General features: G+C 67.2%; 23 protein-coding genes and 1 pseudogene. 19 read left to right on the forward strand and 5 right to left on the reverse strand.

Annotated features, from left to right (window positions below; translation table 11 throughout):
- Positions 1-50 precede the first annotated feature (50 nt).
- From RXV90_RS11535 to uvrC, 12 genes are all read left to right on the forward strand, one after another.
- Positions 51-863 carry a putative hydro-lyase gene (locus RXV90_RS11535; RefSeq protein WP_316648931.1) on the forward strand — a complete coding sequence of 271 codons (813 nt, stop codon included), beginning with the start codon at positions 51-53 and terminating at the stop codon, positions 861-863.
- A 29-nt stretch (positions 864-892) separates the two neighbouring features.
- Positions 893-1,927, forward strand: coding sequence for a TRAP transporter substrate-binding protein (locus tag RXV90_RS11540; RefSeq protein WP_316648834.1), 1,035 nt, complete (start codon positions 893-895; stop codon positions 1,925-1,927).
- Positions 1,928-1,933: 6 nt separating this feature from the next.
- Positions 1,934-2,482: a TRAP transporter small permease subunit gene (locus RXV90_RS11545; protein ID WP_316648837.1), complete on the forward strand. Its 549-nt coding sequence runs from the start codon at positions 1,934-1,936 to the stop codon at positions 2,480-2,482.
- Positions 2,479-3,768, forward strand: coding sequence for a TRAP transporter large permease (locus tag RXV90_RS11550; protein ID WP_316648838.1), 1,290 nt, complete (start codon positions 2,479-2,481; stop codon positions 3,766-3,768). Before RXV90_RS11545 ends, RXV90_RS11550 begins: the two co-directional genes overlap by 4 nt.
- A 3-nt stretch (positions 3,769-3,771) precedes the next feature.
- A complete protein-coding gene (locus RXV90_RS11555; protein WP_316648839.1) occupies positions 3,772-4,425 on the forward strand; it encodes a DUF2848 domain-containing protein in 654 nt (217 codons plus the stop codon).
- Positions 4,426-4,519: 94 nt separating this feature from the next.
- Positions 4,520-5,827 (forward strand): xylose isomerase, encoded by a 1,308-nt coding sequence (gene xylA / locus RXV90_RS11560; RefSeq protein WP_316648841.1) that lies wholly within the window; start codon positions 4,520-4,522, stop codon positions 5,825-5,827.
- Positions 5,828-5,835: 8 nt separating this feature from the next.
- The gene (locus RXV90_RS11565) at positions 5,836-6,582 is read left to right on the forward strand and encodes a sulfite exporter TauE/SafE family protein (RefSeq protein WP_316648843.1); all 747 of its coding nucleotides are present in this window, start codon (positions 5,836-5,838) and stop codon (positions 6,580-6,582) included.
- Between the two features lie 69 nt (positions 6,583-6,651).
- Entirely contained in the window at positions 6,652-7,449 is a 798-nt protein-coding gene (locus tag RXV90_RS11570) for a S49 family peptidase (RefSeq protein WP_316648844.1), read from the forward strand.
- A gap of 4 nt (positions 7,450-7,453) precedes the next feature.
- Positions 7,454-7,621 carry a hypothetical protein gene (locus RXV90_RS11575; protein WP_316648846.1) on the forward strand — a complete coding sequence of 56 codons (168 nt, stop codon included), beginning with the start codon at positions 7,454-7,456 and terminating at the stop codon, positions 7,619-7,621.
- Positions 7,618-8,601 (forward strand): calcium/sodium antiporter, encoded by a 984-nt coding sequence (locus RXV90_RS11580; protein WP_316648847.1) that lies wholly within the window; start codon positions 7,618-7,620, stop codon positions 8,599-8,601. The genes RXV90_RS11575 and RXV90_RS11580 overlap by 4 nt, the downstream gene beginning before the upstream one ends.
- Positions 8,598-9,380, forward strand: coding sequence for an SDR family oxidoreductase (locus RXV90_RS11585; RefSeq protein ID WP_316648849.1), 783 nt, complete (start codon positions 8,598-8,600; stop codon positions 9,378-9,380). Before RXV90_RS11580 ends, RXV90_RS11585 begins: the two co-directional genes overlap by 4 nt.
- Before the next feature lie 311 nt (positions 9,381-9,691).
- The gene (uvrC, locus tag RXV90_RS11590) at positions 9,692-11,563 is read left to right on the forward strand and encodes an excinuclease ABC subunit UvrC (protein ID WP_316648850.1); all 1,872 of its coding nucleotides are present in this window, start codon (positions 9,692-9,694) and stop codon (positions 11,561-11,563) included.
- 6 nt (positions 11,564-11,569) lie between these two features.
- Here uvrC and RXV90_RS11595 read toward each other — a convergent pair whose 3' ends face one another.
- Positions 11,570-12,709, reverse strand: coding sequence for a zinc-ribbon domain-containing protein (locus tag RXV90_RS11595; protein WP_316648851.1), 1,140 nt, complete (start codon positions 12,707-12,709; stop codon positions 11,570-11,572).
- A gap of 153 nt (positions 12,710-12,862) precedes the next feature.
- Between RXV90_RS11595 and RXV90_RS11600 the strand changes: the two genes are divergently transcribed.
- The 4 genes and pseudogenes from RXV90_RS11600 (at position 12,863) to RXV90_RS11615 (ending at position 15,757) form a co-directional block, all read left to right on the forward strand.
- Positions 12,863-13,540 (forward strand): cell division ATP-binding protein FtsE, encoded by a 678-nt coding sequence (locus tag RXV90_RS11600; protein ID WP_316648852.1) that lies wholly within the window; start codon positions 12,863-12,865, stop codon positions 13,538-13,540.
- A complete protein-coding gene (locus RXV90_RS11605; protein WP_316648853.1) occupies positions 13,537-14,433 on the forward strand; it encodes a cell division protein FtsX in 897 nt (298 codons plus the stop codon). Before RXV90_RS11600 ends, RXV90_RS11605 begins: the two co-directional genes overlap by 4 nt.
- Positions 14,433-15,164 (forward strand): lysophospholipid acyltransferase family protein, encoded by a 732-nt coding sequence (locus RXV90_RS11610; protein WP_316648854.1) that lies wholly within the window; start codon positions 14,433-14,435, stop codon positions 15,162-15,164. Before RXV90_RS11605 ends, RXV90_RS11610 begins: the two co-directional genes overlap by 1 nt.
- Positions 15,161-15,757 (forward strand): annotated as a pseudogene (locus RXV90_RS11615) (pyridoxamine 5'-phosphate oxidase family protein). Before RXV90_RS11610 ends, RXV90_RS11615 begins: the two are co-directional and overlap by 4 nt.
- A 72-nt stretch (positions 15,758-15,829) precedes the next feature.
- Here RXV90_RS11615 and RXV90_RS11620 read toward each other — a convergent pair.
- Positions 15,830-16,792 carry an acetyl-CoA carboxylase carboxyltransferase subunit alpha gene (locus RXV90_RS11620; protein ID WP_316648855.1) on the reverse strand — a complete coding sequence of 321 codons (963 nt, stop codon included), beginning with the start codon at positions 16,790-16,792 and terminating at the stop codon, positions 15,830-15,832.
- A gap of 80 nt (positions 16,793-16,872) precedes the next feature.
- Here RXV90_RS11620 and RXV90_RS11625 point away from each other — a divergent pair, with 80 nt between their 5' ends.
- From RXV90_RS11625 to RXV90_RS11635, 3 genes are all read left to right on the forward strand, one after another.
- Complete coding sequence (locus RXV90_RS11625) at positions 16,873-17,994, forward strand: DUF4147 domain-containing protein (protein ID WP_316648856.1); 1,122 nt, start codon at positions 16,873-16,875, stop codon at positions 17,992-17,994.
- A gap of 72 nt (positions 17,995-18,066) precedes the next feature.
- A complete protein-coding gene (locus tag RXV90_RS11630) occupies positions 18,067-19,599 on the forward strand; it encodes an acyl--CoA ligase (protein ID WP_316648857.1) in 1,533 nt (510 codons plus the stop codon).
- Positions 19,600-19,612: 13 nt separating this feature from the next.
- Positions 19,613-20,593: a 2-dehydropantoate 2-reductase gene (locus tag RXV90_RS11635; protein ID WP_316648858.1), complete on the forward strand. Its 981-nt coding sequence runs from the start codon at positions 19,613-19,615 to the stop codon at positions 20,591-20,593.
- A gap of 71 nt (positions 20,594-20,664) precedes the next feature.
- Here RXV90_RS11635 and RXV90_RS11640 read toward each other — a convergent pair whose 3' ends face one another.
- From RXV90_RS11640 to RXV90_RS11650, 3 genes are read right to left on the reverse strand one after another with little or no spacing between them, the layout of a single operon-like run.
- Positions 20,665-21,879 carry a vWA domain-containing protein gene (locus RXV90_RS11640; RefSeq protein ID WP_316648860.1) on the reverse strand — a complete coding sequence of 405 codons (1,215 nt, stop codon included), beginning with the start codon at positions 21,877-21,879 and terminating at the stop codon, positions 20,665-20,667.
- Positions 21,872-22,990: an ATP-binding protein gene (locus RXV90_RS11645; RefSeq protein WP_316648861.1), complete on the reverse strand. Its 1,119-nt coding sequence runs from the start codon at positions 22,988-22,990 to the stop codon at positions 21,872-21,874. The genes RXV90_RS11640 and RXV90_RS11645 overlap by 8 nt, the downstream gene beginning before the upstream one ends.
- A complete protein-coding gene (locus RXV90_RS11650; protein WP_316648862.1) occupies positions 22,987-23,676 on the reverse strand; it encodes a hypothetical protein in 690 nt (229 codons plus the stop codon). Before RXV90_RS11650 ends, RXV90_RS11645 begins: the two co-directional genes overlap by 4 nt.
- Positions 23,677-23,702 lie beyond the last annotated feature (26 nt).

Consider the following 23,702-nt stretch of genomic DNA (forward strand, 5'->3'; position numbering starts at 1 on the left):
TCTTATTGCCCGAACCCGTCACGCTTCACGACGACAACGGGGCTGCCACATTGCACGAAATACTCAGACACAAACCGCTCACCGATGTGCGCGCGGCGATCCGCGCGAACCTCTACCGGTCGCACACTGCCGGCCTCGGCCAGGGCTACCTGCAGGCCAATCTCGCGATCATGCCCGAGGCCCACGCCCTCGATTTCATGCGCTACTGCCAGCGGAACCCGAAGCCCTGCCCGCTCACCGGCGTTTCCGACACCGGCAACCCGGTCATGTTCACGATGGGCCGCGATATCGATATCCGCACCGACGTGCCGGCCTACAACGTCTACCGCGACGGTCGGCTCGAATGCTCGCTGAACGATATCACTGAGATCTGGCAGGATGATTTCGTGGTCTTCGCGCTAGGCTGCTCGTTCACGTTCGAGCGTGCACTCGAAGAGGCGGGGCTACCCCTCTGGCACATCCAGAACGACAAGACCGTGCCCATGTTCCGCTCGAACATCGACACCGTGCCCGCCGGGCCGTTCTCGGGCAAGATGGTCGTCTCGATGCGCGCCATCCCCGAGGATCGGGTGGGCGAAGCGGTCGAGATCTCGCGCCGCTATCCCCTTGCCCACGGGGCGCCCGTCCACTGGGGCGATCCGGCGAAGATCGGCATCACCGACATCTCCAGCCCAGAGTGGGGCGATGCCGCCCCGGTGCCCGAGGGCCATGTGCCCGTCTTCTGGGCCTGTGGCGTCACCCCTCAGGTCGCGCTCGAATCCGCCCGCCTGCCGATCTGCATCACCCACAAGCCGGGGCATATGCTGATCACCGATATCGCCGAAGACGCCGAAGTCCCGGTGCTTCATCCGAACACGCACTGAATCCAACGAAATCCAACAGGGAGACACCCATGAAACGCACTCTCAGCATCCTGATCGCATCCACGGCCCTCGCGGCCCCCGCCATGGCCGAAGACCTTTCGGTCGTCGGAAGCTGGTCGGGCCTGCCGCTTCACAAGGAATACGAAGCGCCCTTCTGGGGCGAAAAGCTGCCGGCTGCCTCGGGCGGCAACATCAACGTCTCGCTCACCACCCACAACCAGATGAACCTGGGCGTGGGCGACGTGTTCCGCCTTCTGGGCGACGGCGTCTATGACGTGGCGATGACCGTGGCCGACTACGCGGTCGCCGACGCCCCCGAACTCGAAGGGCTGGACGTGCCGCTTCTGGCTCTCACCGCCGACGAGGCCCGCGCAATGGTCGATGCGGCCCGGCCCATGGTCGAAGACATCTATGCAAACCGCTTCAACAGCAAGGTGCTCGCCATCGCGCCCTATCCGCCGCAGGTCGTCTTCTGCAACGCCGAGGTGTCCGAACTCTCCGATCTCGAAGGCCTCAAGATCCGCGCCTCTGGCCGGATGACAGCGAAGTTCCTCGAAGCCCTCGGTGCCGAGGGCGTGAACGTGGCCTTCTCGGAAGTCCCCGGCGCGCTCCAGAAAGGCGTCGTCGATTGCGCGGTTACCGGCGCGGGCTCGGGCTACTCCGCCGGCTGGTGGGAAGTGTCGACCCACTTGATGCCGATCCCGCTCGGCGGCTGGGACAGCGTGGTGACGGCCATGAACATGGACAAGTGGAACAGCCTTGATGCCGACACCCAGGCCCTGATCTCCGAACAGGTCGCGGCCGAATTCGAGGCCCCGGCCTGGGCCAGCGCGCAGGACGCGCTCGTCAACGATATCGCCTGCCTGACCGGCAACGGCGACTGCCCGGCAGGCGAAGCGCGCGGCATGACGCTCGTCGAGGTGTCCGAAGCCGATTTCCAGAAGGCACGCGACGTCCTCGTGGGCGAAGTGCTCCCCGACTGGGCCGAGCGCGCGGGCGGCGACTGGGCCGAGCGCTGGAACGCCAGCGTCGGCGAAACCGTCGGCGTCAAGATCGGCGGCTAAACGGGAATGGAGGACTCGCTGCTTCAAACGCTCCGCCGGCTCAACCGCGGCATCGCCCTTCTCACGGGCGTCCTGCTTATGGCCTGCGCCACGATCGTGCTGGCGGACATCGTTCTGCGGCAGCTCGGGTCCTCCTTCGGCGGCACCGACGAGATCTCGGGCTACGTGATGGCCATCGCCACCTCCTGGGGCATGGCCTTCACGCTTCTCGAACTCGGGCACGTGCGCATCGACATCCTGCGCGGCCGGGCAAGCGGCCTTGGCCGCGCGCTCTTCGATCTCTTCGCCATGCTCATGCTCACCGGAACGGTGACGCTGATCGCCTGGAAATGCTGGCCGGTGGTGGAGCGCTCGCTGCTGAACTCCTCGCGCGCCAACACGCCACTCGAAACCCCGCTCGCTTGGGTCCAGGCGCCGTGGTTCGCGGGCTGGGTCTGGTTCGCGGTCATGGCCTGGCTCACTTTCATCGCCGCCGTGGTGCTCGTCGCGAAGGGGCGCTTCGGCGAGGCGGAAGAAGCCATCGGCTGTTTCGGGGAAGAGGATATGGCGCAATGATCTGGGCCATCGCCGCCGGGCTCCTCGGGCTTCTCGCACTCTCGATCCCGGTGGGGATCGTACTCTTTCTGCTGGGCTTCGGGGTCGATACCTTCTTCAGTCCCTTTCCGCTGATAAAGGGGCTGGGCAATCTCGTCTGGTCGACCTCGAATAACGCCACCCTGATCGCCATTCCTTTCTTCGTCCTCCTGGGCGAGATCCTCGTGCGCTCCGGCATCGCAACCCGCACATACGCGGCGCTCGACCGCTGGGTCAGCTGGCTCCCGGGCGGGCTGGTCCATGCCAACGTCGCGACGGCGACGATGTTCTCCGCCACATCCGGTTCCTCGGTCGCCACCGCGGCCACCGTCGCCACGGTCGCCATGCCGCAGGCGGAAAAGCTTGGCTACGATCCCCGCCTCTTCTCGGGCGCAATCGCGGCGGGCGGGACGCTCGGCATCATGATACCGCCCTCGATCAACCTGATCGTCTACGGCTTCCTAACCCAAACCTCGATCCCGCAGCTTTTCCTCGCGGGCCTCGTGCCGGGCATCGCGCTGGCCCTGGGCTTCATGGCGATCACCGTGCTGATTTGCGCGATCCGGCCCGAACTGGGCGGCACCCGCCGCACGTTTCCCTTCCCGGAAATGCTGCGCGCGCTCGTCCAGCTCATCCCCATCGTTCTCCTCTTCACGATCATCATCGGCACGATCTACAAGGGGTGGGCCACCCCAACCGAGGCAGCGGCCGTGGGCGTCGCGGGCGCTGTGCTGATCGCAGCCATGTTCGGCGGCGTCAGCCTTCGGATGTTCGCCGACAGCATCCTCGGCACCATCAAGATCACCTCGATGATCATGCTGGTCGTGATCGGCGCGTCCTTCCTGAACTTCACGCTAGCCTCCGCCGGTCTCGGGAATGAGTTGCAGTCGCTGCTTGACGGACTCGGCCTGTCCCCCACCGGCCTGATCCTCGTCGTGGTGGTGATCTACATCGTGCTCGGCTTCTTCATCGAAACGCTGTCGCTCATGGTCGTGACGATCCCGATCATCGTGCCGCTGGTCGTGGCGCAGGGATACGATCCGATCTGGTTCGGCATCCTGATGATCGTGCTCATCGAAATGGCGCTGATCACACCGCCTGTGGGCCTCAACCTCTACGTGGTTCAGGGCGCGCGGAAGTCGGGCAAGATGGGCGAGGTCATGGTGGGCGCGATCCCCTATGTCGTCGCCATGCTGATCATGGTGGCGCTCCTGATCCTATTCCCCTCGATCGCGCTTTATCTTCCATCCGTGCTCGGCGGGGGCTGAGACATGCGGTTCGACACACCGGAAGGCCCGCGCGACATCGCGATCCGCCGTGCCATCGTCGCGGGCTGGACGGGGCGCGATCGCGCGGCGGTCGATCACCATATCGCCGAACTGGCGGAAATCGGCGTCACCCCGCCATCGGAGGTGCCGCTTTTTTACAGGGTCTCCGCCGGTCTGCTGACGCAGGCGGGCGAGATCCAGGTTCTGGGCCCCGACACTTCGGGAGAGGTCGAACCCCTCGTGATTCATGCCGAAGGCCAACTCTGGCTCGGCCTTGCCTCAGATCACACCGACCGTGCGCTTGAGGCCGTCTCGGTCGCCGCCTCGAAACAGATCTGCGCAAAACCCGTCGCCTCTATGCTCTGGCCCTTTGCCGACCTTGCCGATCACCTCGACCGTCTCACCCTCACCTGCGAGATCGTCGAAGACGGCACCCCGAGCCGCTACCAGGAGGGCACGCTGGCCTCCATCCTGCCGCTCCCCGACCTGATCGACCGTGCGGGTCTCAAAGACGGCGACGCCATGCTCTGCGGCACTCTTGCCGCAATCGGCGGCGTCCGGCCCGCCGGCAGTTACCGCATGGCACTCCACGATCCCGTCGAGGACCGCGCGCTTCACCTGTCCTACACGGTCGCCACGCTGCCTGAAATCGCCTGATCCGCCCGCCTGCGTCGAAGGGCTTGACCGCCTAGCCCCCGCCACCGACGATGCCGCCCGGAACGGAAGGACAGATTTGGGGGATACCGGCGTCATGACCACGAACACCACGGAAAGCTATTTCGCCGGCATCCCGAAGGCCCGCTTCGAAGGAAAAGACAGCACCAACCCCTTCGCCTTCCGCCACTACGATCCCGATGAAGTGGTCATGGGCAAGCGGCTCGAGGATCACCTCCGCTTCGCCGTCGCCTACTGGCACAGCTTCGCCTGGCCTGGCGGCGATCCCTTCGGCGGGCAAACCTTCGACCGGCCCTGGTTCGGCGACACGATGGATCACGCGCGTCTCAAGGCCGACGCGGCGTTCGAGATGTTCGATATCCTCGGCGTCCCCTTATTCTGCTTCCACGACGCCGATGTGTGCCCCGAAGGCGCCAGCTTCGCCGAAAGCGCGGCGCGCCTCGACGCCATCGCCGATCTCTTCGCCGAAAAGATGGAGGCCACCGGCACCCGCCTTCTGTGGGGCACCGCCAACCTCTTCTCCCACCGTCGCTTCATGGCGGGCGCGGCCACCAATCCCGACCCGGATGTCTTCGCCTACGCCGCCGCCACGATCAAATCCTGCATGGATGTCACCCACCGCCTTGGCGGCGTGAACTACGTCCTGTGGGGCGGCCGCGAAGGCTATGAGACGCTTCTGAACACCGATCTCGCACGCGAACGCCGGCAGGCGGGGCGGATGCTCCAGATGGTCGTCGACTACAAGCACAAGATCGGTTTCGACGGCACCATCCTGATCGAACCGAAACCGCAGGAACCCACCAAGCACCAGTACGATTACGATGTCGCCACGGTCTACAGCTTTCTCAAGGAATTCGGGCTTGAAGGCGAGGTCCGCGTCAACATCGAACAGGGCCATGCCATCCTCGCGGGCCATTCCTTCGAACACGAAATCGCGCTCGCGGCCTCCCTCGGCATCTTCGGCTCGATCGACATGAACCGGAACGACTACCAGTCGGGCTGGGATACCGATCAGTTCCCCAACAACGTGCCCGAGGTGGCGCTCGCCTATTACGAGATCCTGAAAGCCGGCGGCTTCTCAACGGGTGGCACGAATTTCGACGCCAAGCTGCGCCGCCAGTCGCTCGACCCGGCGGATCTCATCCAGGCGCATATCGGCGCGATGGATGTCTGCGCCGCGGGGCTCAAGGCCGCCGCCGCGATGCTCGAAGACGGCACGCTCGAGGATCTGAGGACCGCCCGCTACGCGGGCTGGGACACGAGTGACGTGCTCGACCAGGATCTCGCCACGCTCGCCGATCGCGTGATCCTGGGCGGCATTGATCCCACGCCCGTCTCCGGCCGCCAGGAATATCTTGAAAACCTCGTCAACCGCTTCCTCTGACAAAAGGGTTGGACGATCTCGGAACCCTCCTGCTTCTGTCCACCGGCGCTTTCCTGATCGCCGGTACGGTGAAGGGTGCGGTGGGCATCGGCCTGCCCACCACGGCCATCGGGCTGATGACGCTGGCCATCGATCCCCGCACCGCGATCGCACTGATCCTCGTGCCGATGATCGTCTCGAACGCCTGGCAGGTCTACCGCTCGGGCGAAATCCTGACGGCCGCGCGCCGCTACCTGCCTTTCGCGGCGGCGCTGATGGCAGGGGTCTGGGTCACCGTCTCGCTTACCGCCAACGCCCCCGACCGGGTGCTCTTCGGCGTCCTCGGCGTCGCGATCCTCATCTTCGTCGCAGTGAACGCCACCCGCTTCGCCCCGCGCATCCCCGATGCATTCGACCGCCCCGCCCAGATCGGCTTCGGCATCGTCGCAGGCGTCATGGGCGGGCTCACCTCGGTCTGGGCGCCGCCCATGGCGGTCTACCTCGCCGCCCGCCGCGTCCCGAAGGACGAATTCGTCCGCGCCAGCGGCCTTCTCATCTTCCTCGGAAGTCTGCCACTTGCCTTCGGCTACCTGCGTGAAGGGTTCGTGACGACGCCGCTTCTTCTTCTCTCCCTCGGCCTGCTGGTCCCCACGATCCTCGGCTTCACCCTGGGCGAGGCGCTGCGCACCCGCCTCTCGGAAGAGGCCTTCCGCCGCGTCCTTCTCGGGGTCTTCTTCCTGATGGGGCTCAACCTCGTCCGCCGCGCCGTCTTCTGAACGCAACCGTGAGAGGAGAATCCCGCGCGTGCCTTGTTGCCGACTGCCCGACGCTCTACATGGCGCTCCATGAAGCGCTTCATTCCATTTGTGAAAAGCGATCCGGTCGTGCCGGTGATCCGCCTGCAGGGGATGATCGCCTCCATGGCCCGCGGAACCGCATTGAACGATACCGGCCTCGCGCCGCTGATCGAAAAGGCGTTCAGCAAGGGCAAGCCCGCCGCGGTCGCCCTGACGATCAACTCACCCGGCGGCAGCCCGGCCCAGTCCTCTCTGATCGCCGCGCGCATCCGCCGCCTGGCTGACGAGAAGAAGATCAAGGTCTACGCCTTCGTCGAGGATGTGGCAGCCTCGGGCGGCTACTGGCTCGCCACCGCGGCTGACGAGATCTGGGTCGATCAGAACTCCGTCGTTGGCTCCATCGGGGTAATCTCCGCCGGGTTCGGTTTTCACGAATTCATCAGCCGCCACGGTGTCGAGCGGCGGCTCTACACCGCTGGCAAATCCAAAAGCATGCTCGATCCCTTCCAGCCCGAAAAGCCCGAGGATGTGGCCCGGCTGAAAGAGATCCAGGGCCAGATCCACGACACCTTCATCGACCACGTGAAAACCCGGCGCGGCGCGCGGCTTGCCGAGGAAGATCTCTTCACCGGCGAGATCTGGGTGGGTCAGGCAGCGGTCGACAAGGGGCTTGCCGACGGCATCGGCCATGTCGTTCCGAAAATGAAGGAGGTGTTCGGCGACAAGGTGCGCCTCGTACCGTTCCAGCAGCGGCGCCCCCTTCTGGCGCGTTTCGGCGCCAGCCTCGGCGACGATCTTCTCGGCCTCGTCGAAGAACACGCGGCCCGCGCCCGGTTCGGGCTCTGACCGCGTGATCAACGTCGTCTTCCTCTTTCTGATCGGCATGGCCGTGCTCGCCATCGCCGGACGGTTCCGCAAACGCGGGACCGGAGGGAAGGTGACGGGCAAGTGCCCTGCCTGCGGGCGGCACCGGATCGGCAAGGGCCCCTGCCCCTGCGGACGGGGCGGCGCGGCATGACGCAGGATCTTCTCCTCGCGGGCCTCGGTCTCGTCATCCTGCTTCTGGCGGGCGACTCCCTCGTGCGCGGCGCGGTGAATACCTCGCTCCGCCTCGGCATTCCGGCGCTGATTGTCTCGCTCACCATCGTCGCCTTCGGCACCTCGGCGCCCGAGCTTCTGATCGCGGTCGCGGCGATCAAGGACAATGCGCCCGGCATCGCGCTCGGAAATGTTGTCGGATCGAACACCGCGAACATCCTCATGGTGCTCGGCCTCCCCGCCCTCCTCGCGGGCCTTCAGACCAGCCAGTGCGAGACGCGCAAGACCTATCTGGTGATGCTGGCGGTCTCGATCTTCTTCATCGGCATCTGCTTCACCGGCCCGCTGACCTGGATGCACGGGCTTGTCCTCCTGGCCGTCCTCGCCGTCATCCTCTTCGATCAGGCGCGCGAGGCACTGGCCCACCGCCGCGCCAACGGCGCCTTGACGGCAGAGGAAAACGAAGAGGAAGAGGTCGAGGGCGCCGATCCCGAGATGGGCTGGCCCAAGATCGCCGTTTTCCTGATCCTAGGCCTCATCGGCCTGCCGCTTGGCGCCGATCTTCTGGTCGACAGTTCCGTTTCCCTCGCCCGCACCTTCGGTGTCAGCGAAACCGTGATCGGCCTCACCCTCGTCGCCATCGGCACCTCGCTGCCGGAACTCGCGACAACGGTGATGGCGGCCTACCGGCGGCAGGCCGACGTGGCGCTCGGCAACGTCATCGGCTCGAACATGTTCAACCTGCTCGCGATCATCGGCATCGCCACGATGGTTGGCCCGATCCCGATCGACGCGACCTTCCTCAGGTTCGATCTCTGGGTCATGCTCGGCGCATCGCTTCTTCTGGCCCCCTTCGTGTTCTCGTCCACGCGGGACATGGGGAAGACCTGGGGCCTGATCTTCACGGGCGTCTATGCCGCCTATCTCTGGATGGTTGTCGAAATGGGAGGTGGCTTATGACCGGACGCGCATTGATCACGGGGGCCGGCGACAGGCTGGGCCGCGCCATGGCGCTGCACCTTGGCGCACAGGGCTTCGACGTCGCGGTGCACTACAACAGCTCCTCCGACGGCGCGCGGGAAACGGCGGAGGAGATCATCGCCCAGGGCGGCAAGTCCGTCACCCTCGGCGCAAACCTCCTCGACGAGGAAGCAACGCAGGCGCTTCTTCCCCGGGCGCGCGAAGCGCTCGGCGGCCCGATCACCTGCCTCGTCAACAACGCCTCGATCTTCGAGGAGGACAGCATCGAAACCGGCACCCGCGAAAGCTGGGACCGGCACCTTGAATCGAACCTCCGCGCGCCCGTGGTGCTGACCCAGCACCTCGCCGCCGACGCACCCGATCCCGACACCGACGACCGCGGCGAACCGGTGGCCCGCGCCCTCGTTGTCAACATGCTCGACCAGCGGGTGCGCAAGCTCACCCCGGCCTTCATGTCCTACACCATCGCGAAGATGGGGCTCTGGACGTTCACGCGTACCGCGGCCCAGGCGCTCGCTCCCCGCGTGCGGGTCAACGCCATCGGCCCGGGCCCGACACTCAGGGGAACGCGGCAAAGCGAAAAACACTTCCAGGATCAGCGTGATGCCACGATCCTCGAACGCGGTTCGAACCCCGAGGATATCTGCGCGGCGCTGCAGTATTTCGTCGACGCACGGGCCGTCACCGGCCAGCTTCTCTGCGTCGATGGCGGGCAGCATCTGGCCTGGCAGACACCCGACGTTTTGGGCCCCGAGTGACGCGCTGACGCAGCGCTCAGGTGGAACCGGGGGCTTGACTTGTTCACCGGAAAACGGGCGGTCACAGAACTGTTACGAATCTACTAATGTTTTCAGTGCTCTGATCTCATCGCGAAAAAATACCATTAAATATCAGTATCTTAAATATGCGCCTAAAAAATAGGCAAACTGACGAAGCCTCCAAAAACTAAGAGAAAAATATTGGTGCTCCAAAGTTCTCCCAAGACTTATCCCCAGATATCGTGGACGTAATTTCCCTTGCCCCTGCCCGCGGATGAGTGCAGCCAAGACCCAGAATCATTACCGCTAACATGACCTCCGAAGCCCCCGCCTCCACGCCCACCGGCCACACCGTCATCCAGGGCTATCTGAAGACGCTCGAAACCCGCCCGGGCGTCTACCGGATGCTCGATGCGAAGGGTGCGGTGCTCTATGTCGGCAAGGCCAGAAACCTGAAGGCCCGGGTCTCAAGCTACGCCCGTCCCACAGGCCACAGCCCGCGGATCGCGCGCATGATCGCCGATACCGCCTCGATGATGTTTCTCACGACGAAGACGGAAACCGAGGCGCTGCTTCTCGAACAGAACCTCATCAAGCAGCTGAAGCCGCGCTACAACGTGCTCCTGCGCGACGACAAGTCCTTCCCCAACATCCTCGTCAGCGGCGAACACGCCTTCCCGCAGATCAAGAAGCACCGAGGCCGCAAGGCCGAGAAGGGCAACTATTACGGCCCCTTCGCCAGCGCGGGCGCGGTGAACCGCACCCTGAACCAGCTTCAGAAGGTGTTCCTCCTCCGGAACTGCTCGGATGCCACCTTCGACAGCCGCACGCGCCCCTGCCTCCTTTACCAGATCAAGCGCTGCTCTGCCCCCTGCGTCGGCTACATCGACGAGGCGGGCTATGCCCAGCTCGTCTCCGACGCCGAACGCTTCCTGCAAGGCAAGTCCACCCGCGTCCAAAGCCAGCTGGCGGCAGAGATGGAGGCTGCCTCCGAAGCGCTCGAATTCGAACGCGCCGCGGCGCTGCGCGACCGGATCCGCGCCCTGACGCAGGTGCAATCGACACAAGGCATCAACCCCGCCGGCGTGGCCGAAGCCGATGTCATCGCGCTTCACACCGAAGGCGGGCAGGCCTGCGTGCAGGTTTTCTTCATCCGCGCCAACCAGAACTGGGGGAACCGGGATTTCTATCCCAAGACAGCAGGCGCCGAACCCTCCGAAATCCTCCGCGCCTTCCTCGGTCAGTTCTACGACGGCAAGGATCCCGCCCGCCTCATCCTCCTCAGCGACGACATCGAGGATCGCGAGCTTCTGGAAGAGGCGCTTGGTGAAAAACGCGGCCGCAAGGTCGAGATCGCGGTCCCCCAGCGCGGCGAAAAGGCCGAACTCGTGGCCGGTGCGCTCCGCAACGCCCGCGAAAGCCTCGCCCGCAAGATGTCGGAAACCGCCACCCAGTCGAAACTCCTCGCCGGGCTGGCCGAGGCCTTCGGTCTCGACGGCCCGCCATCGCGGATCGAGGTCTACGACAACTCCCACATACAGGGCGCGCATGCCGTTGGCGCGATGATCGTCGCGGGCCCCGAGGGCTACATCAAAAGCCAGTACCGCAAGTTCAACATTCGCGGGGAAGAGCTCACCCCGGGCGACGATTTCGGCATGATGAAAGAGGTTCTGACCCGCCGCTTCAAACGCCTCCTGAAGGAAGATCCCGACAGGAACACCGACGCCTGGCCCGATCTTCTGCTGATCGACGGCGGCGCGGGCCAGGTTTCGGCGGTGCACGAGATCATGGCGGAACTCGGGGTGGAGGATATCCCAATGGTGGGCGTCGCAAAGGGCGTCGACCGCGACCAGGGCAAGGAAGAGTTTCACCGCACCGGCGCCCGCCCCATGGCGCTCCGCCGCGGCGACCCGGTGCTCTATTTCATCCAGCGGCTCAGGGACGAGGCGCACCGCTTCGCGATCGGCGCCCACCGCCAGAAACGCGCCAAGTCCGTCAGCGCCACCCCGCTCGACGATGTGCCGGGCGTGGGTGCCACGCGCAAACGCGCGCTCCTGGCGCATTTCGGCTCAGCCAAGGCGGTCGCCCGTGCCAATCTGCCCGATCTGAAAGCGGTGGAAGGGATCTCCGATACCCTCGCCGGAACGATCTACAACCATTTCCACGACGGCGGCGGCGCCTGAGGGCCCTCAGCCTTCGCTGCCCCCCGCCCCGGCAACCCCGGTGATCCTGTCCACGGTGCTCGCAAGCACCGCGTCAAGTGACAGGCGCATCCCGTTCGCCCAATCCACATAGGCCGCCAAAGCGCCTTCAAGCCCGGGCACCGCATCCGCGATCTGCGGCGCATAGAGGTAGACGAGGATCAGAAGAACGGCCATCGCCATGACCCCGGAAAACCCGATCCGGAACCCGGTGCGCCGCCGTGCGATCTCATCGGCCGTGATCACCGGCGGCTCGGGCGTGCGCCGGTCCCGGGTGGCCGTCAGCGTGGCGTTGATATCGTCGATATCGGGCAGCATCGACTTGCGCTGCACGCCCTCTGCCGCCTCATCTTCCACCCCCCGCAGCCGCGCGGTGCGCGCCTCGGTCTCCATCGGGGCGGGTCGCGGCGGCGCGGGGTCAAGCGCGCCGAGATCGGGCTGCAACTCCATCGCCTGCGCCTCTTCGGCCCGGCGCGCGGCAATCTCGCGTTCGGCCTCTGCCCTCAGGATACCCAGCACATGGGCGTCGGGCTTCCGGCGCGGCAGGTCAACGGCGACAGAGGCCGCCGCCGGAACATCTTCATCCTCGTCCTCGTAAGCCTCGTGGCCCTCGTATTCGTCGTAATCGTCGTGTCCGTCACCGGCCTCCGCGACCGGCTCTTCAGCCTCGGCCTCCGCAGGTGCGTCGTCCGCATCCTCGGCCAGCCGCGCCGCCTCGGGCTCATCATCGGACAGCGTGTCATCGTCCTCCGCTGCGATCGGCTCCGCGTCGGCCTCGTCCTCTTCGTCCCAGTCCTCTGTCTCGTCTCCGGCATCGGCCTCTTCGTCCCAGCCGTCGGCGTCATCCTCCTGCGCCGCACTCTCCGACGCCGCTGGCGCCTCCGGCTCATCGAAATCCCGCCCCTCGAAAAACGCCTTCGCCCGTTCGTCCAGCCCGTCGCCCGAACGTTCGAACTCCGGCGCCTCATCCCCGGGGTCCTCCTCGGCCAGAACCAGGGGTTCCGCCGCCTGCGGCTCCTGAAACCAGGTCCGTCCGCAGTTCGAGCATTGCACATCCCGGCCGGACGCCGGAATCATCGCGGCATCCACCTCGTACTGTGCATCGCAGTTCGGGCAAATCAGGCGCATGTGCTGCCCCGGGTCCTGTTTCTTGAGTGCCTGCCTCGTGCTTCGCAATGAATAGCAGGGCAAAGGGCGAAACTCAAAGCGTAACGCACAAACCACGATTGAATCAGTGCCGCCCCTGAGGCAAAGAAGACCCGACGGACGAAGGGGCCCGGCGTGATCCAGTTTTCAGGTGTCAGCTACAGCTACGGCGACCGGCCGCTTCTGTCGGATGTGTCGCTGGAATTGCATCCTGGCTCGTTCCATTTCCTCACCGGCCCGTCCGGCAGCGGCAAGACGACATTCCTGCGTCTCTGCCATCTGGAGCTCGCGCCGGACAGCGGCCAGCTCGAAATCTTCGGCAAGGATGCCCGCAGCCTCGGGCGCGACGCCATCGCCCAAACCCGGCAGCGGCTCGGCATCGTCCATCAGGACACCCGCTTTCTCGATCACCTGACGGTGCGGGAAAACGTCTCCCTGCCGCTGGTCGTTGCCGGCCGCTCCCCCGAGACGGAAGAGGAAAATCTCGCCGAACTCCTGGGCTGGACGGGGCTGGCCGATCGCGCCGATGCCCGCCCGCCCGAGCTTTCGGGCGGCGAACGCCAGCGCGCGGCCCTCGCCCGCGCCATCATCACCTCTCCCGACATCGTGCTCGCCGACGAACCGACGGGCAATGTCGACTGGGACATGTCGCTTCGCCTTCTCGGCCTTCTGGTTGAGCTGAACAAGCTCGGCCGCACCGTGCTCATCGCAACCCACGATCTGAACCTGATCCGCCAGGTGAAATCCCAGGTGCAGGCCCGTGTCCTCCGGATCCGCGACCGAACCCTGCAACTCGCGGGGACGGATCTGTGATCGCCCGCCTGCTCCGCCCCCGCGCCGCCCCGGGCGATGCACACCGGATCGTGCCGCCCACGGGCATCACGGCGGTGCTGACCGCCTTCGTCGCGGCCACCATGAGTTTTCTCGCCGTCTTCGCCCTCGCCCTTCTGTTCTCTACCGACCGGCTGGCAGACCGCTGGGGCGGCGCACTGGCCCAGACCGCGACGATCCGCATCTCCGCCCCGCCGGAACAGACGGGCGAACAGATCGACCTCACGCTCGCGATCCTGAAGCAGACGCCCGGCGTCGAAAGCGCCCGCCCCCTCACAAGCGCCGAAAAGGCGGGGCTGCTCGAGCCGTGGCTCGGTCCCGAAATGCCGGTCGACGGGCTTCTCCTGCCGGAACTGATCGAAATCGTGGAAACCCCCGAAGGCCTCGACGCCGAGGGCCTGCGCCTCAGGCTCCGGGCCGAGGTGCCGGGCGCGGTGTTCGACGATCACGGCCGCTGGCGCGCGCCGCTGATCGCGGCGGCCGACAGGCTCCGGATGATCGGCTCTGGCGCGGTCGCGGCGATCGCCCTCTCGCTCGCGGCCATGGTCACACTGGCGGCCAGCGCAGCACTCGCCGCGAACACCCGGGTGATCGAGGTTCTGCGCCTGATCGGCGCCCGCGATCACTTCGTCGTCCGCGCCTTCACCATGCGTTTCACCCTGCGCGCGCTCACCGGCGCCGCCGCGGGCACGCTTCTGGGCCTCGTGGCGCTTCTCGCGATCCCCCGCGCGCCGTCTGCCGATACCTTCTTCGCCGATCTCGGTCTTCGCGGCGCCGAATGGGCCGTCCTCCTCGTGATCCCGCCCGTGGCCGGCGCGCTCGCATATATCGCCACCCGCCTCACCGCGGTCCGCAAGCTCAGGGAGATGCGCTGATGCAATGGCTCCGCTCGCTCCTCTTCAACGCCCAGATCTACATCATGATGCTGATCATGGCGCTGGTCTTCTTTCCCTTCGCGGTCTTCAGCCGCGACTGGGCGCTCCGGGCCTGCCACACCTGGTGCCGCTGGGTGATCTGTTCGGCGCGCTGGATGGTGGGCCTCAGGGTCGAGATCCGCGGCACGCCCCCCACGATCCCCTGCATCGTCGCCGCCAAGCACCAGTCCTTCTTCGACATCATCGTGATCTTCGGCGCGGTGCCGCTCGGCCGCTTCATCATGAAGCGCGAGCTCATGTTCGCCCCGATCCTCGGCCAGTACGCGCTGCGGATCGGCTGCGTCCCGGTGAATCGCGGCAAGCGAGGGCAGGCCATCGCCAAGATGGTCGCGGATGTGAACAAGGGCCTCCGCCGCCCCGGCCAGCTCATCATCTACCCCCAGGGCACCCGCGTCGCCCCGGGCGACGTGAAGCCCTACAAGATCGGCACCGGCATCCTCTACGAACAGCTTGGCCAGCCCTGCGTGCCGGTCGCCACGAATATCGGGCTCTTCTGGCCGAAGCGCGGGGTCCTGCGCAAACAGGGCACGGCGGTGGTCGACTTCCTCGAAACGATCCCCCCGGGCCTCTCGAAGGAGGCCTTTATCGACCGCCTCGGAACAGAGGTCGAGACCCGCTCCAATGCCCTGATGGCCGAAGCGGGCTTCATCGTCCCGAAGGAGGTCCCGTGAACACGATCGAGGCGCTCGAGGCCCTCTATGGCCACCCGCACGACATCGCGTCGCGCAAGGTCGTCTCCCGCATAACCCCGGGCTAACGGCCCTGGATCGAACGGGCACGGTTCTGCATCCTCGCCACAGTCGGGCCCGAAGGCACCGATACCAGCCCCCGGGGCGACGACGGCCCCGTCGTCACGATCCTCGACGACGCCACCCTTGCGCTGCCCGACTGGCGCGGCAACAACCGCGCGGATTCGCTTCGCAACATCGTCCGCGACGGGCGCGTCTCGCTCATGCTGATGGTGCCGGGCGCCTCCAACGTGGTGCGCATCAACGGCACCGCGAATCTCACCGGCGACGAAGCGCTCCGCGCGCGCTTTGCGAAGGCCGGCAAAGCCCCGCGCACCGTCACAGTCATCCGCATCTCCAAAATCTATTTCCAGTGCGCCCGCGCGCTGGTCCGCGCACGGCTCTGGGCGGGGGAGGATGACAGCGCGCGCCTCCCCACCGCAGGCGATCTCATCGCCAAGGCAACCACGGGTGATCTCGGCGGCCCCGCCTATGACGGCGAATGGAACGGGCGCGCCGCCAACACGCTCTGGTGACCGCCAGGCTTCATGTGGCCGAAAAATATCCCGGGGGGGCCGCCCGGCACGGGCGGCGGGGGCAGGGCCCCCTCAGGCCGCCAGCCCCTTCGATCCCATCTGCAGAAACTTCTTCCGCCGGTCCGCCACAAGCTGATCCGCCGACATCGGCCCCAGCTCCTTCAGAAGCGATGCGATCGCGCCACCGACCGAGGTGATCGTACCCTCCCGGTCGCGCTGCGCGCCGCCAAGGGGCTCTACGATGATATGGTCGATCACCCCCAGGCCCTTCAGATCCTGCGCGGTCAGCCGCAGGGCCTCCGCCGCCTCGCGCATCTTCTCGGCATCCTTCCAAAGGATCGAGGCACAGCCCTCGGGGCTGATCACCGAATAGATCGAATGCTCCAGCATCGCGACCCGGTTTGCCGTGGCGAAAGCCACGGCACCACCCGATCCGCCCTCGCCGATGATCACGCTGATCAGCGGCGCGCGGATCTTCAGGCACATCTCGGTCGATCGCGCGATCGCCTCCGACTGCCCGCGCTCCTCGGCCCCCTTGCCGGGAAAGGCGCCGGGCGTATCGACAAGCGTGATCACCGGAAGCCGGAACCGGCTCGCCAGGTCCATCAGCCGGATCGCCTTGCGATAGCCCTCGGGCCGCGCCATCCCGAAATTCCGCTCGATCCGCGTCTTGGTGTCATGGCCCTTCTCATGGCCCATCACCACCACCGGCGTGTCGTTGAACCGCGCAAGGCCCCCCATCACCGCATGGTCGTCGGCAAAGTTCCGGTCGCCCGCTAGGGGCGTGTACTCGGTGAACAGCGCCTCGATATAATCCTTGCAATGCGGCCGGTCGGGATGCCGCGCCACCTGGCATTTCCGCCAGGGCGTCAGATCCTTGTAGAGGTCGCGAAGCATGGTCGAGGCCTTCGCGTCCAGCGCCGCGGCCTCCTTCTCCACATCCATCTCCGCATTCGCCCGGGCAAGCGCACGAAGCTCTTCTGCCTTGCCCTCGATCTCGGCCAGCGGTTTTTCGAACTCAAGATAGTTGGTCATCGGCCCTTCCCTTGCGGCCCAGCCTATATGTCTCCATGAAGGCAGCGTTGCAATATCCGGCTGAAATAGGGGCCCTGTCGATGGAGCGTCTGAGCGACCGCGAAACTGTGGAACGGATCTGGTGGGCCGGGGTGCGCGCGGTCCAGGGCGAAGACGCGGTGCGGAACGCCCTCGATGCAGGGCCGATCGATCCACCCGACAGGATCATCGCTGTCGGCAAGGCCGCCGCCAGCATGGCCGCGGCCGCCAGCCAACGTTTTCCCGGCGTTCCCTGCCTTGTGATCACAAAATACGATCACAGCGCGGGGCTCTCCCTTAACGGCCCCGCCGAGGTCATCGAAAGCGCCCATCCCGTGCCCGACGCCGAAAGCCTCCGCGCCGGCGCGCGGCTGCTCGAGGTCGTCTCGGGCCTCCCGGCCGACAGCCACCTCCTGCTCCTCGTCTCCGGCGGCGCCTCGGCGCTTGTCGAGGCTCCGAAAGCCGATCTCACGCTCGACGACATCGCCCGCGAGAACGCCAGCCTACTCGCGGCGGGGCTCGATATCCACGCCATGAACGCCCGCCGCAAGGAACTCTCCCGCATCAAGGGCGGCGGGCTCCTCGCGGCCTTCCCCGGCGCCCGCGCCACCGTCTTCGCGATCTCCGATGTCGAAGGCGACGCGGTGGGGGTGATCGGCTCTGGCATCGGCCTCGTCCCCGACGGCGCAGCCTATGCACACGAAACCCGCATCATCGCCTCAAATGCCATAGCCCGCGCGGCGGCAGAAGAAGAGGCCCGCGCTTTGGGCCTTCCCGTCCTCGGCTCCGAGGAAACCCTCTACGCCGACATCGCGGTTGCCGCCGAACGCATCCTCGACCGCCTCGACGGTACCCCGGGCCTCCGCATCTTCGGGGGCGAGCCCACCACGATCCTCCCCGATGCCCCCGGCGAAGGCGGCCGCAACCAGGCCCTTGCCCTCACACTCGCCCGCGGCATCGCCGGGCGCGACGGCCTCACCGCGCTTGTCGCCGGCACCGACGGCTCCGACGGGCCCACAGGCGCGGCGGGCGGCGTCGTCACAGGCGAAACCTGGGAAGATACGGGCGCCGGCCACCTCGCCCGCGCCGACAGTGGCCCCTATCTCCGGGCACACGGCGCGCTCTTCACCACTGGCCCGACCGGCACCAACGTGATGGATCTCGCCATCGTCCTGCAGCGCTAACACGCTCTGCGGAATTGTCATCTCACCCAGATCGCCCTATGTCCCGGCGAGAAGAGGGAGGGAGGAGCCCCAATGGCAACCACTGTCGCAGAGCTTATTGCAGCGCACCCGTCCGACGCCCCGGCCTTCGGCGCACCCGACCGGCCCTGGCTCAGCTATGGCGCGCTCAGGGATCTTGCGGAAACCACCCGCGCCAGCCTGCATGCCGCCGGGATCGGCCGGGGTGATCGTGTGGCCATCGTCCTGCCCAACGGGCCGGAAATGGCGGCCTCCTTCATCTCGGTCGCGCAAACCTGCGTGACGGCGCCTCTGAACCCGGCCTATCGCGAAGACGAATTCGCATTCTATCTAGAGGATCTGGGCGCCCGCGCGGTGATCCTCGCCGAAGACTATGACGGCCCGGCGGCGGCGGCGGCCGCTTCCCTCGGCCTCCAGGTTCTCCGCCTCTCATTCGACGCCGATGGCCCCGCGGGCGCCTATACGCTCAGTACCGAAACTTCCGGCACGCTCTCCGATACGGGCCTTCCCACGCCCGATGACGTGGCGCTCATCCTCCACACCTCCGGCACAACCTCGCGGCCCAAGATCGTGCCGCTTCTGCAATCGAACATCGCGGCCTCGGCGAAAAACATCGCCCTCTCCCTCGATCTCTCGCCCGCCGACCGCTGCCTCAACGTGATGCCGCTCTTCCACATTCACGGGCTCATCGCCGCCGTCTCCGCCTCGCTTCAGGCGGGCGGAAGCATATGGTGCAGCCCGGGCTTCGATGCGCTCCGCTTCTTCGGCTGGATGACCGAGGCGCAGCCGACCTGGTACACCGCCGTCCCCACGATGCATCAGGCGATCCTCTCCCGCGCCAGCCGCAACGCCGATGTCATCGCCTCCGTCCCGCTCCGCTTCCTGCGTTCCTCCTCCGCTTCGCTGCCAGGCCCGGTGATGACGACGCTCGCCGAAACCTTCGGCGCGCCGGTCATCGAAGGCTACGGCATGACCGAGGCCACCCACCAGATGTGCTCGAACCCGCTGCCGCCCCGCGCCCAGAAACCCGGTGCGGTGGGCGTGCCCGCGGGGCCTGAGGTGCGCATCGCCCACGAGGCCGAAGACCGGCTGATCGAGGGCACCGGCGAAGTCGTGATCTCCGGGCCGAACGTCACCCCGGGTTACGAAAGCAACCCCGACGCCAACGCGAAAAGCTTCTTCGAGGCCGAGAGCAAGCGCTGGTTCCGCACCGGCGACCAGGGCGCTTTCGACGAAGACGGCTATCTCACGCTCACGGGACGGCTGAAGGAAATCATCAACCGCGGCGGCGAAAAGGTCAGCCCGCTCGAGGTCGACGGGGTCCTGAGCGATCACCCGGCGATCCAGCAGGTCGTCACCTTCGCGCTTCCCCATCCCAAGCTCGGGGAAGAAGTCGCGGCGGCGGTCGTCCTCCGCGAGGGGATGGAGGCCACCGAACGCGAGATCCGCGATTTCGCGGCCGAACGCGTCGCCGCCTTCAAGGTGCCCCGCAAGGTGGTGATCCTCGACGAGATCCCGAAAGGCGCCACCGGCAAGCTCCAGCGCATCGGGCTTGCCGAAAAGCTCGGCCTCACAGAAACCACCTGACCGGAGACGCCTCATGAAGATCTGCATTTTCGGCGCCGGCGCCATCGGCGGCTATATGGGCGTGAAGCTTGCACGCGCGGGCGCCGATGTCAGCCTCGTGGCGCGCGGCCCCCACCTCGCGGCGATGCAGGCCAATGGCCTCCGGCTGATCGAGGAAGATGGCGAAACCCGCGTCGACGTCACCGCCTCCGACAATCCCGAAGACCTCGGGGTGCAGGATTACGTGATCGTCACGCTGAAGGCCCACTCGGTCCCGCCTGTCGTGCCGAAGATGCAGCCCCTGATCGGCGACAACACCACCATCGTCTCCGGCGTGAACGGGGTGCCCTGGTGGTACTTCCACAAGCACGGCGGTGCGCTCGAAGGCACCCGGCTCGAAAGCGTCGATCCCGGCAACGCGCAATGGGATGGCTTCGGGCCCGACCGGGTGCTGGGCTGCGTCGTCTACCCGGCGGCGGAGGTGACCGAACCGGGCGTCATCCGCCATATCGAGGGCAACCGCTTCTCGCTCGGCGAACCCGATGGCGAGAAATCCGAACGTGCCATGGCGCTCTCCAAGGCGCTCTCGTCGGCGGGTCTCAAGGCCCCCGTCCGCCCCCGCCTGCGCGACGAGATCTGGGTCAAGCTCTGGGGCAACCTTTCCTTCAACCCGATCTCGGCGCTCACCCACGCCACGCTCGACATCCTTTGCACCGATCCCGGTACCCGCGCGGTGGCCCGCGGCATGATGCTCGAAGCCCAGGAAATCGCCGAAAAACTCGGTGTGAAGTTCCCCATCGACGTCGATCGCCGGATCGACGGCGGCGCGGCAGTTGGCGAGCACCGCACCTCCATGCTCCAGGATCTGACGATGGAACGCCCGATGGAAATCGACGCCCTCGTCACCTCGGTCCAGGAACTCGGGCGCCTCACCGACACGCCCACGCCCACGATCGACATCGTGCTGGCCCTCGTCCGCCAGCGGGCACGGGTGGCCGGGCTCTATGGCGCCTGACGCCCTCCTTCATGTGGCCTGAAATATCCCGGGGGGCCTCGCGGCACGCGAGGCGGGGGCAGCGCCCCCTCCTACCCTTCGATCCTCAGTAGCCGCCCGAACGGGGGCGCCGCTGCGCCGCCCCCGGGCACCGCCCAGATCACCGGCACGCGCGGCGCGGGGCCCGCGGGCCCTTCGAGATCCGAAAGCACCACGATCACCGACGGATCGCGCTCCAGCGCCGCGCCCAGCGCAGGGCGGAAATCGGTTCCCCCGCCCCGCCGCATGCCCTGCCGCATCACCGGTTCGGGCGCCTCGCCGGGGCCAAGCACCAGACGAAACCGCACCGCATCGTCGAAGCCGATCACCTCGGTCTCCGCCCCCGTCCGCCGGGCGATCCCGCCCACTTCCGCGGCGAAGAGCGAAAACTCTGCATCCCCGACCGAACTCGATCCGTCGACCGCCACCGCGATCCGGGGCCGCCCCCTGTCCCGCGCCCGCGCGCCTTCGAAAACGGGCACCGGCCGCCCCTCGGCACGGGCCCGCGCCTCGCCCGCGATCCACCGGTTCGCCGGCCGCCGGTCGCTCGGCTCCGGCACGGCAAGCAGCGCCTTCGCCAGCAACCGCCGCAGCACGATCTCCCAGGGCACCCGCGCCGCCATCCGGTCGATCAACGCGCCCGCCGCGCCGATCCCCGTTCCCGAAATCCGGCCAGCCTCAAGCGCACGGGTCAGCCGCGCGCGCCACGTGCCGTCGTCCGCCGCGCCCCGGCCCGCACGCTCCGGTGCCACATCCTCGCGAAACGCCTGCGCGCGTGCATAGTCTCCGGCGCGCCCCGCGCGGCCCCCCGCACCGCCCAGAAGCCAGTGATAAAGCCGCTCCGCATCCCACTCTTCCAGCGCCCGCTCGGTGCCCTCGGGCGCGGCGGCCGCCAGAAGCCCGGTCAGCGTCACCGCGGGGCGCGGCAGGGCATGGCCGCCCCGCGTAAGCGTTTCGTTCACGATCGCATCGACGCCCAGCGCGTAAAGCGCGCCCCGGAACGCCGGCCCCAGCCGCTCCGCCATCGCGCCCGCCCGCGCCCCGTGCCGAAGTGCCACGTGCAGCACGTGATGCGCCACAAGCCCCACCTGCGCCTCGCGCGCCAGCCCCTCGAACTCCGGCCCGTAGAGGATCGTCTCGCCCTCGGTGCGCGTCGGCCCCGGATCATCGCGGTGCACGCACCAGAGCGCCAGAAGCGCCGCGCCCGGGTCCACATCCGGCAGATGCGCCAGCGCGGCGGCGGCCCGCGCCGAATGCGCCTCAGTCAAGGCCCTGCGCCGCCCGCGCCTCTGCATAGGCGCGATAGGCCTCCGACCGCCCGAACGCCGCCTCGAGCCCTTGGTCGAGCCCCTTGCGAATAAGCATATCGAACCCGAAACCCTGCAACTCCGCCAGGGGCAGCGTGCGAAACACGGCCTCCTCCCGCGTCGCGGCCAGCTGCCCGATCCCGGCCATCACCTCGATCACCCGCTCCATTGTGGTCTCCGACGCCACCGCCAACAGCGCGGAAATCAGCGCCGTCAGCCCGTGCATCGTCTGCGGGTAAAGCCCCGGCAGATCCTGCGCCCCCGCCTCCAGCATCTCCTCCACCCGAAGGCTCGCGCTCACATCGTCGGCCACCAACTGAAACTCGGCGGCCGCCGCCGTCCCCACCGTCCCGGCCACCATCGCGCGCGCCAGCGCCCGGTCCGCCACAGCCCGCCGGATCTCGCTCACCCGGCTCCAGGCGCGCGGAGTGCAGGCGATGGTCTCGCCCCGGCGCAGGCTGTCTTCCGTCGTCTCCAGCAGATCGGGCCGTGCCCGGATGAAGGCCACCACCGCCGGGTCGATCCCCCGCGGCATCGCGTAGTTTTCCACCCAGTCCCGCGCCTCCGCCACCACGTGCAGGTGGATCAGCCTGTCCGACAGCGCGGTGCCCATCTCGTAGGCGACCGCCCCGTCCTCGACACTGTTCCCGGCGGCCACGATCAGCACGCTTTGTGGCAGGCGGTGCCGCCCCACCCGCCGCTCCTGCAAGAGGCCGTAAACCGTGGGCTGCAAATGCGGCGCCGCCGCCGTCAACTCGTCGAGGAAAAGGATCGAGGGCGTCGCGGGATCGTCCGGCAGGTCCTCGGGCCGGTACCACACAGTCCGCCCCCGCTCGTGATCGTAATAGGGCAGGCCGCGCAGATCCTGCGGCTCGATCGTCGTCAGCCTGAGATCGAAAAGCCGCGCCCCGATGTCGTCGGCCAGCGCGGCCACGATCTCGGTCTTGCCCACCCCGGGACGGCCATGCAGCATCCACGATGCCGTCAGGCCCCCCGCAACCTGCGCCTCCCATCCCGCGCGCAACACCCACGCGGCCTCGCCCGCCGACAGGGTTTCCGCGTTCAGCGTCATGCCTCTGCCATCCCGCCCCGCTCAAGCCGCGCGCGCAGCCTGGCATGCGCGCTCACCGATCGCGCCTCCACCGTCACCTCGCGCACGAAAACATCCTCGGCAAGGTTCGCCCGCTGCAGCGCGCGCTCGTCCCCGATCCCCTCGAAAAGGCCCTGCAGGATCTCCCGGTCTTCCGCGCCAAGCGCCATGACCTCGGGTGTCGGCGCCGCCCGCTGCACCGACACGAAGGTCAGGGGCCGCACCCGCGCCAGTTCCGACTGTTCCACCACAAGCGTCAGCGCCCCCTCGGCAATGTCATGCCGCGCCGCGATCCGCCGCATGGCCGCCTGCCCCCGGAACCGAAGCCGGTCGAGCGCCTCGGAATGGGCCGGATCGCCCGTGATCCGCGCCCGCGCGGCCTCGTCCAGCTTCAGCACCTTCAACTCGAAGAACCCGATCGCGATCACCATCAGAAGCGGCGCCTGCGCGATCGGCAGCGTGAACTCGCGCCAGATCAGCGCGGCGAAGACGAAGGGCAGAAGGGCCACGGCATAGCGCAGCCATTGCATCTCGAACACGAACCGCCAGAAATCGCCGCGCCCCATCCCCCGGGGCCACACCATCGCACGCCCGAAAAACCGGCGTGGCACCACGCGGGTCTCCAGCGCGGCGGGGTTCAGGACGGTGTCGGGCGAGATCACGATCATGGCACGCGCACAAACGGGGTTGGGTC

This window comes from Ovoidimarina sediminis (assembly GCF_032586175.1).
GTDB lineage: Bacteria > Pseudomonadota > Alphaproteobacteria > Rhodobacterales > Rhodobacteraceae > Ovoidimarina > Ovoidimarina sediminis.

Coding starts and splice junctions, on each gene's coding strand:
- RXV90_RS11540 (WP_316648834.1), top strand. CDS start 893: ATGAAACGCACTCTCAGCATCCTGATCGCATCCACGGCCCTCGCGGCC.
- RXV90_RS11545 (WP_316648837.1), top strand. CDS start 1,934: ATGGAGGACTCGCTGCTTCAAACGCTCCGCCGGCTCAACCGCGGCATC.
- RXV90_RS11550 (WP_316648838.1), top strand. CDS start 2,479: ATGATCTGGGCCATCGCCGCCGGGCTCCTCGGGCTTCTCGCACTCTCG.
- RXV90_RS11555 (WP_316648839.1), top strand. CDS start 3,772: ATGCGGTTCGACACACCGGAAGGCCCGCGCGACATCGCGATCCGCCGT.
- xylA (WP_316648841.1), top strand. CDS start 4,520: ATGACCACGAACACCACGGAAAGCTATTTCGCCGGCATCCCGAAGGCC.
- RXV90_RS11570 (WP_316648844.1), top strand. CDS start 6,652: ATGAAGCGCTTCATTCCATTTGTGAAAAGCGATCCGGTCGTGCCGGTG.
- RXV90_RS11580 (WP_316648847.1), top strand. CDS start 7,618: ATGACGCAGGATCTTCTCCTCGCGGGCCTCGGTCTCGTCATCCTGCTT.
- RXV90_RS11585 (WP_316648849.1), top strand. CDS start 8,598: ATGACCGGACGCGCATTGATCACGGGGGCCGGCGACAGGCTGGGCCGC.
- uvrC (WP_316648850.1), top strand. CDS start 9,692: ATGACCTCCGAAGCCCCCGCCTCCACGCCCACCGGCCACACCGTCATC.
- RXV90_RS11595 (WP_316648851.1), bottom strand. CDS start 12,709: ATGCGCCTGATTTGCCCGAACTGCGATGCACAGTACGAGGTGGATGCC.
- RXV90_RS11610 (WP_316648854.1), top strand. CDS start 14,433: ATGCAATGGCTCCGCTCGCTCCTCTTCAACGCCCAGATCTACATCATG.
- RXV90_RS11620 (WP_316648855.1), bottom strand. CDS start 16,792: ATGACCAACTATCTTGAGTTCGAAAAACCGCTGGCCGAGATCGAGGGC.
- RXV90_RS11625 (WP_316648856.1), top strand. CDS start 16,873: ATGGAGCGTCTGAGCGACCGCGAAACTGTGGAACGGATCTGGTGGGCC.
- RXV90_RS11630 (WP_316648857.1), top strand. CDS start 18,067: ATGGCAACCACTGTCGCAGAGCTTATTGCAGCGCACCCGTCCGACGCC.
- RXV90_RS11635 (WP_316648858.1), top strand. CDS start 19,613: ATGAAGATCTGCATTTTCGGCGCCGGCGCCATCGGCGGCTATATGGGC.
- RXV90_RS11645 (WP_316648861.1), bottom strand. CDS start 22,990: ATGACGCTGAACGCGGAAACCCTGTCGGCGGGCGAGGCCGCGTGGGTG.
- RXV90_RS11650 (WP_316648862.1), bottom strand. CDS start 23,676: ATGATCGTGATCTCGCCCGACACCGTCCTGAACCCCGCCGCGCTGGAG.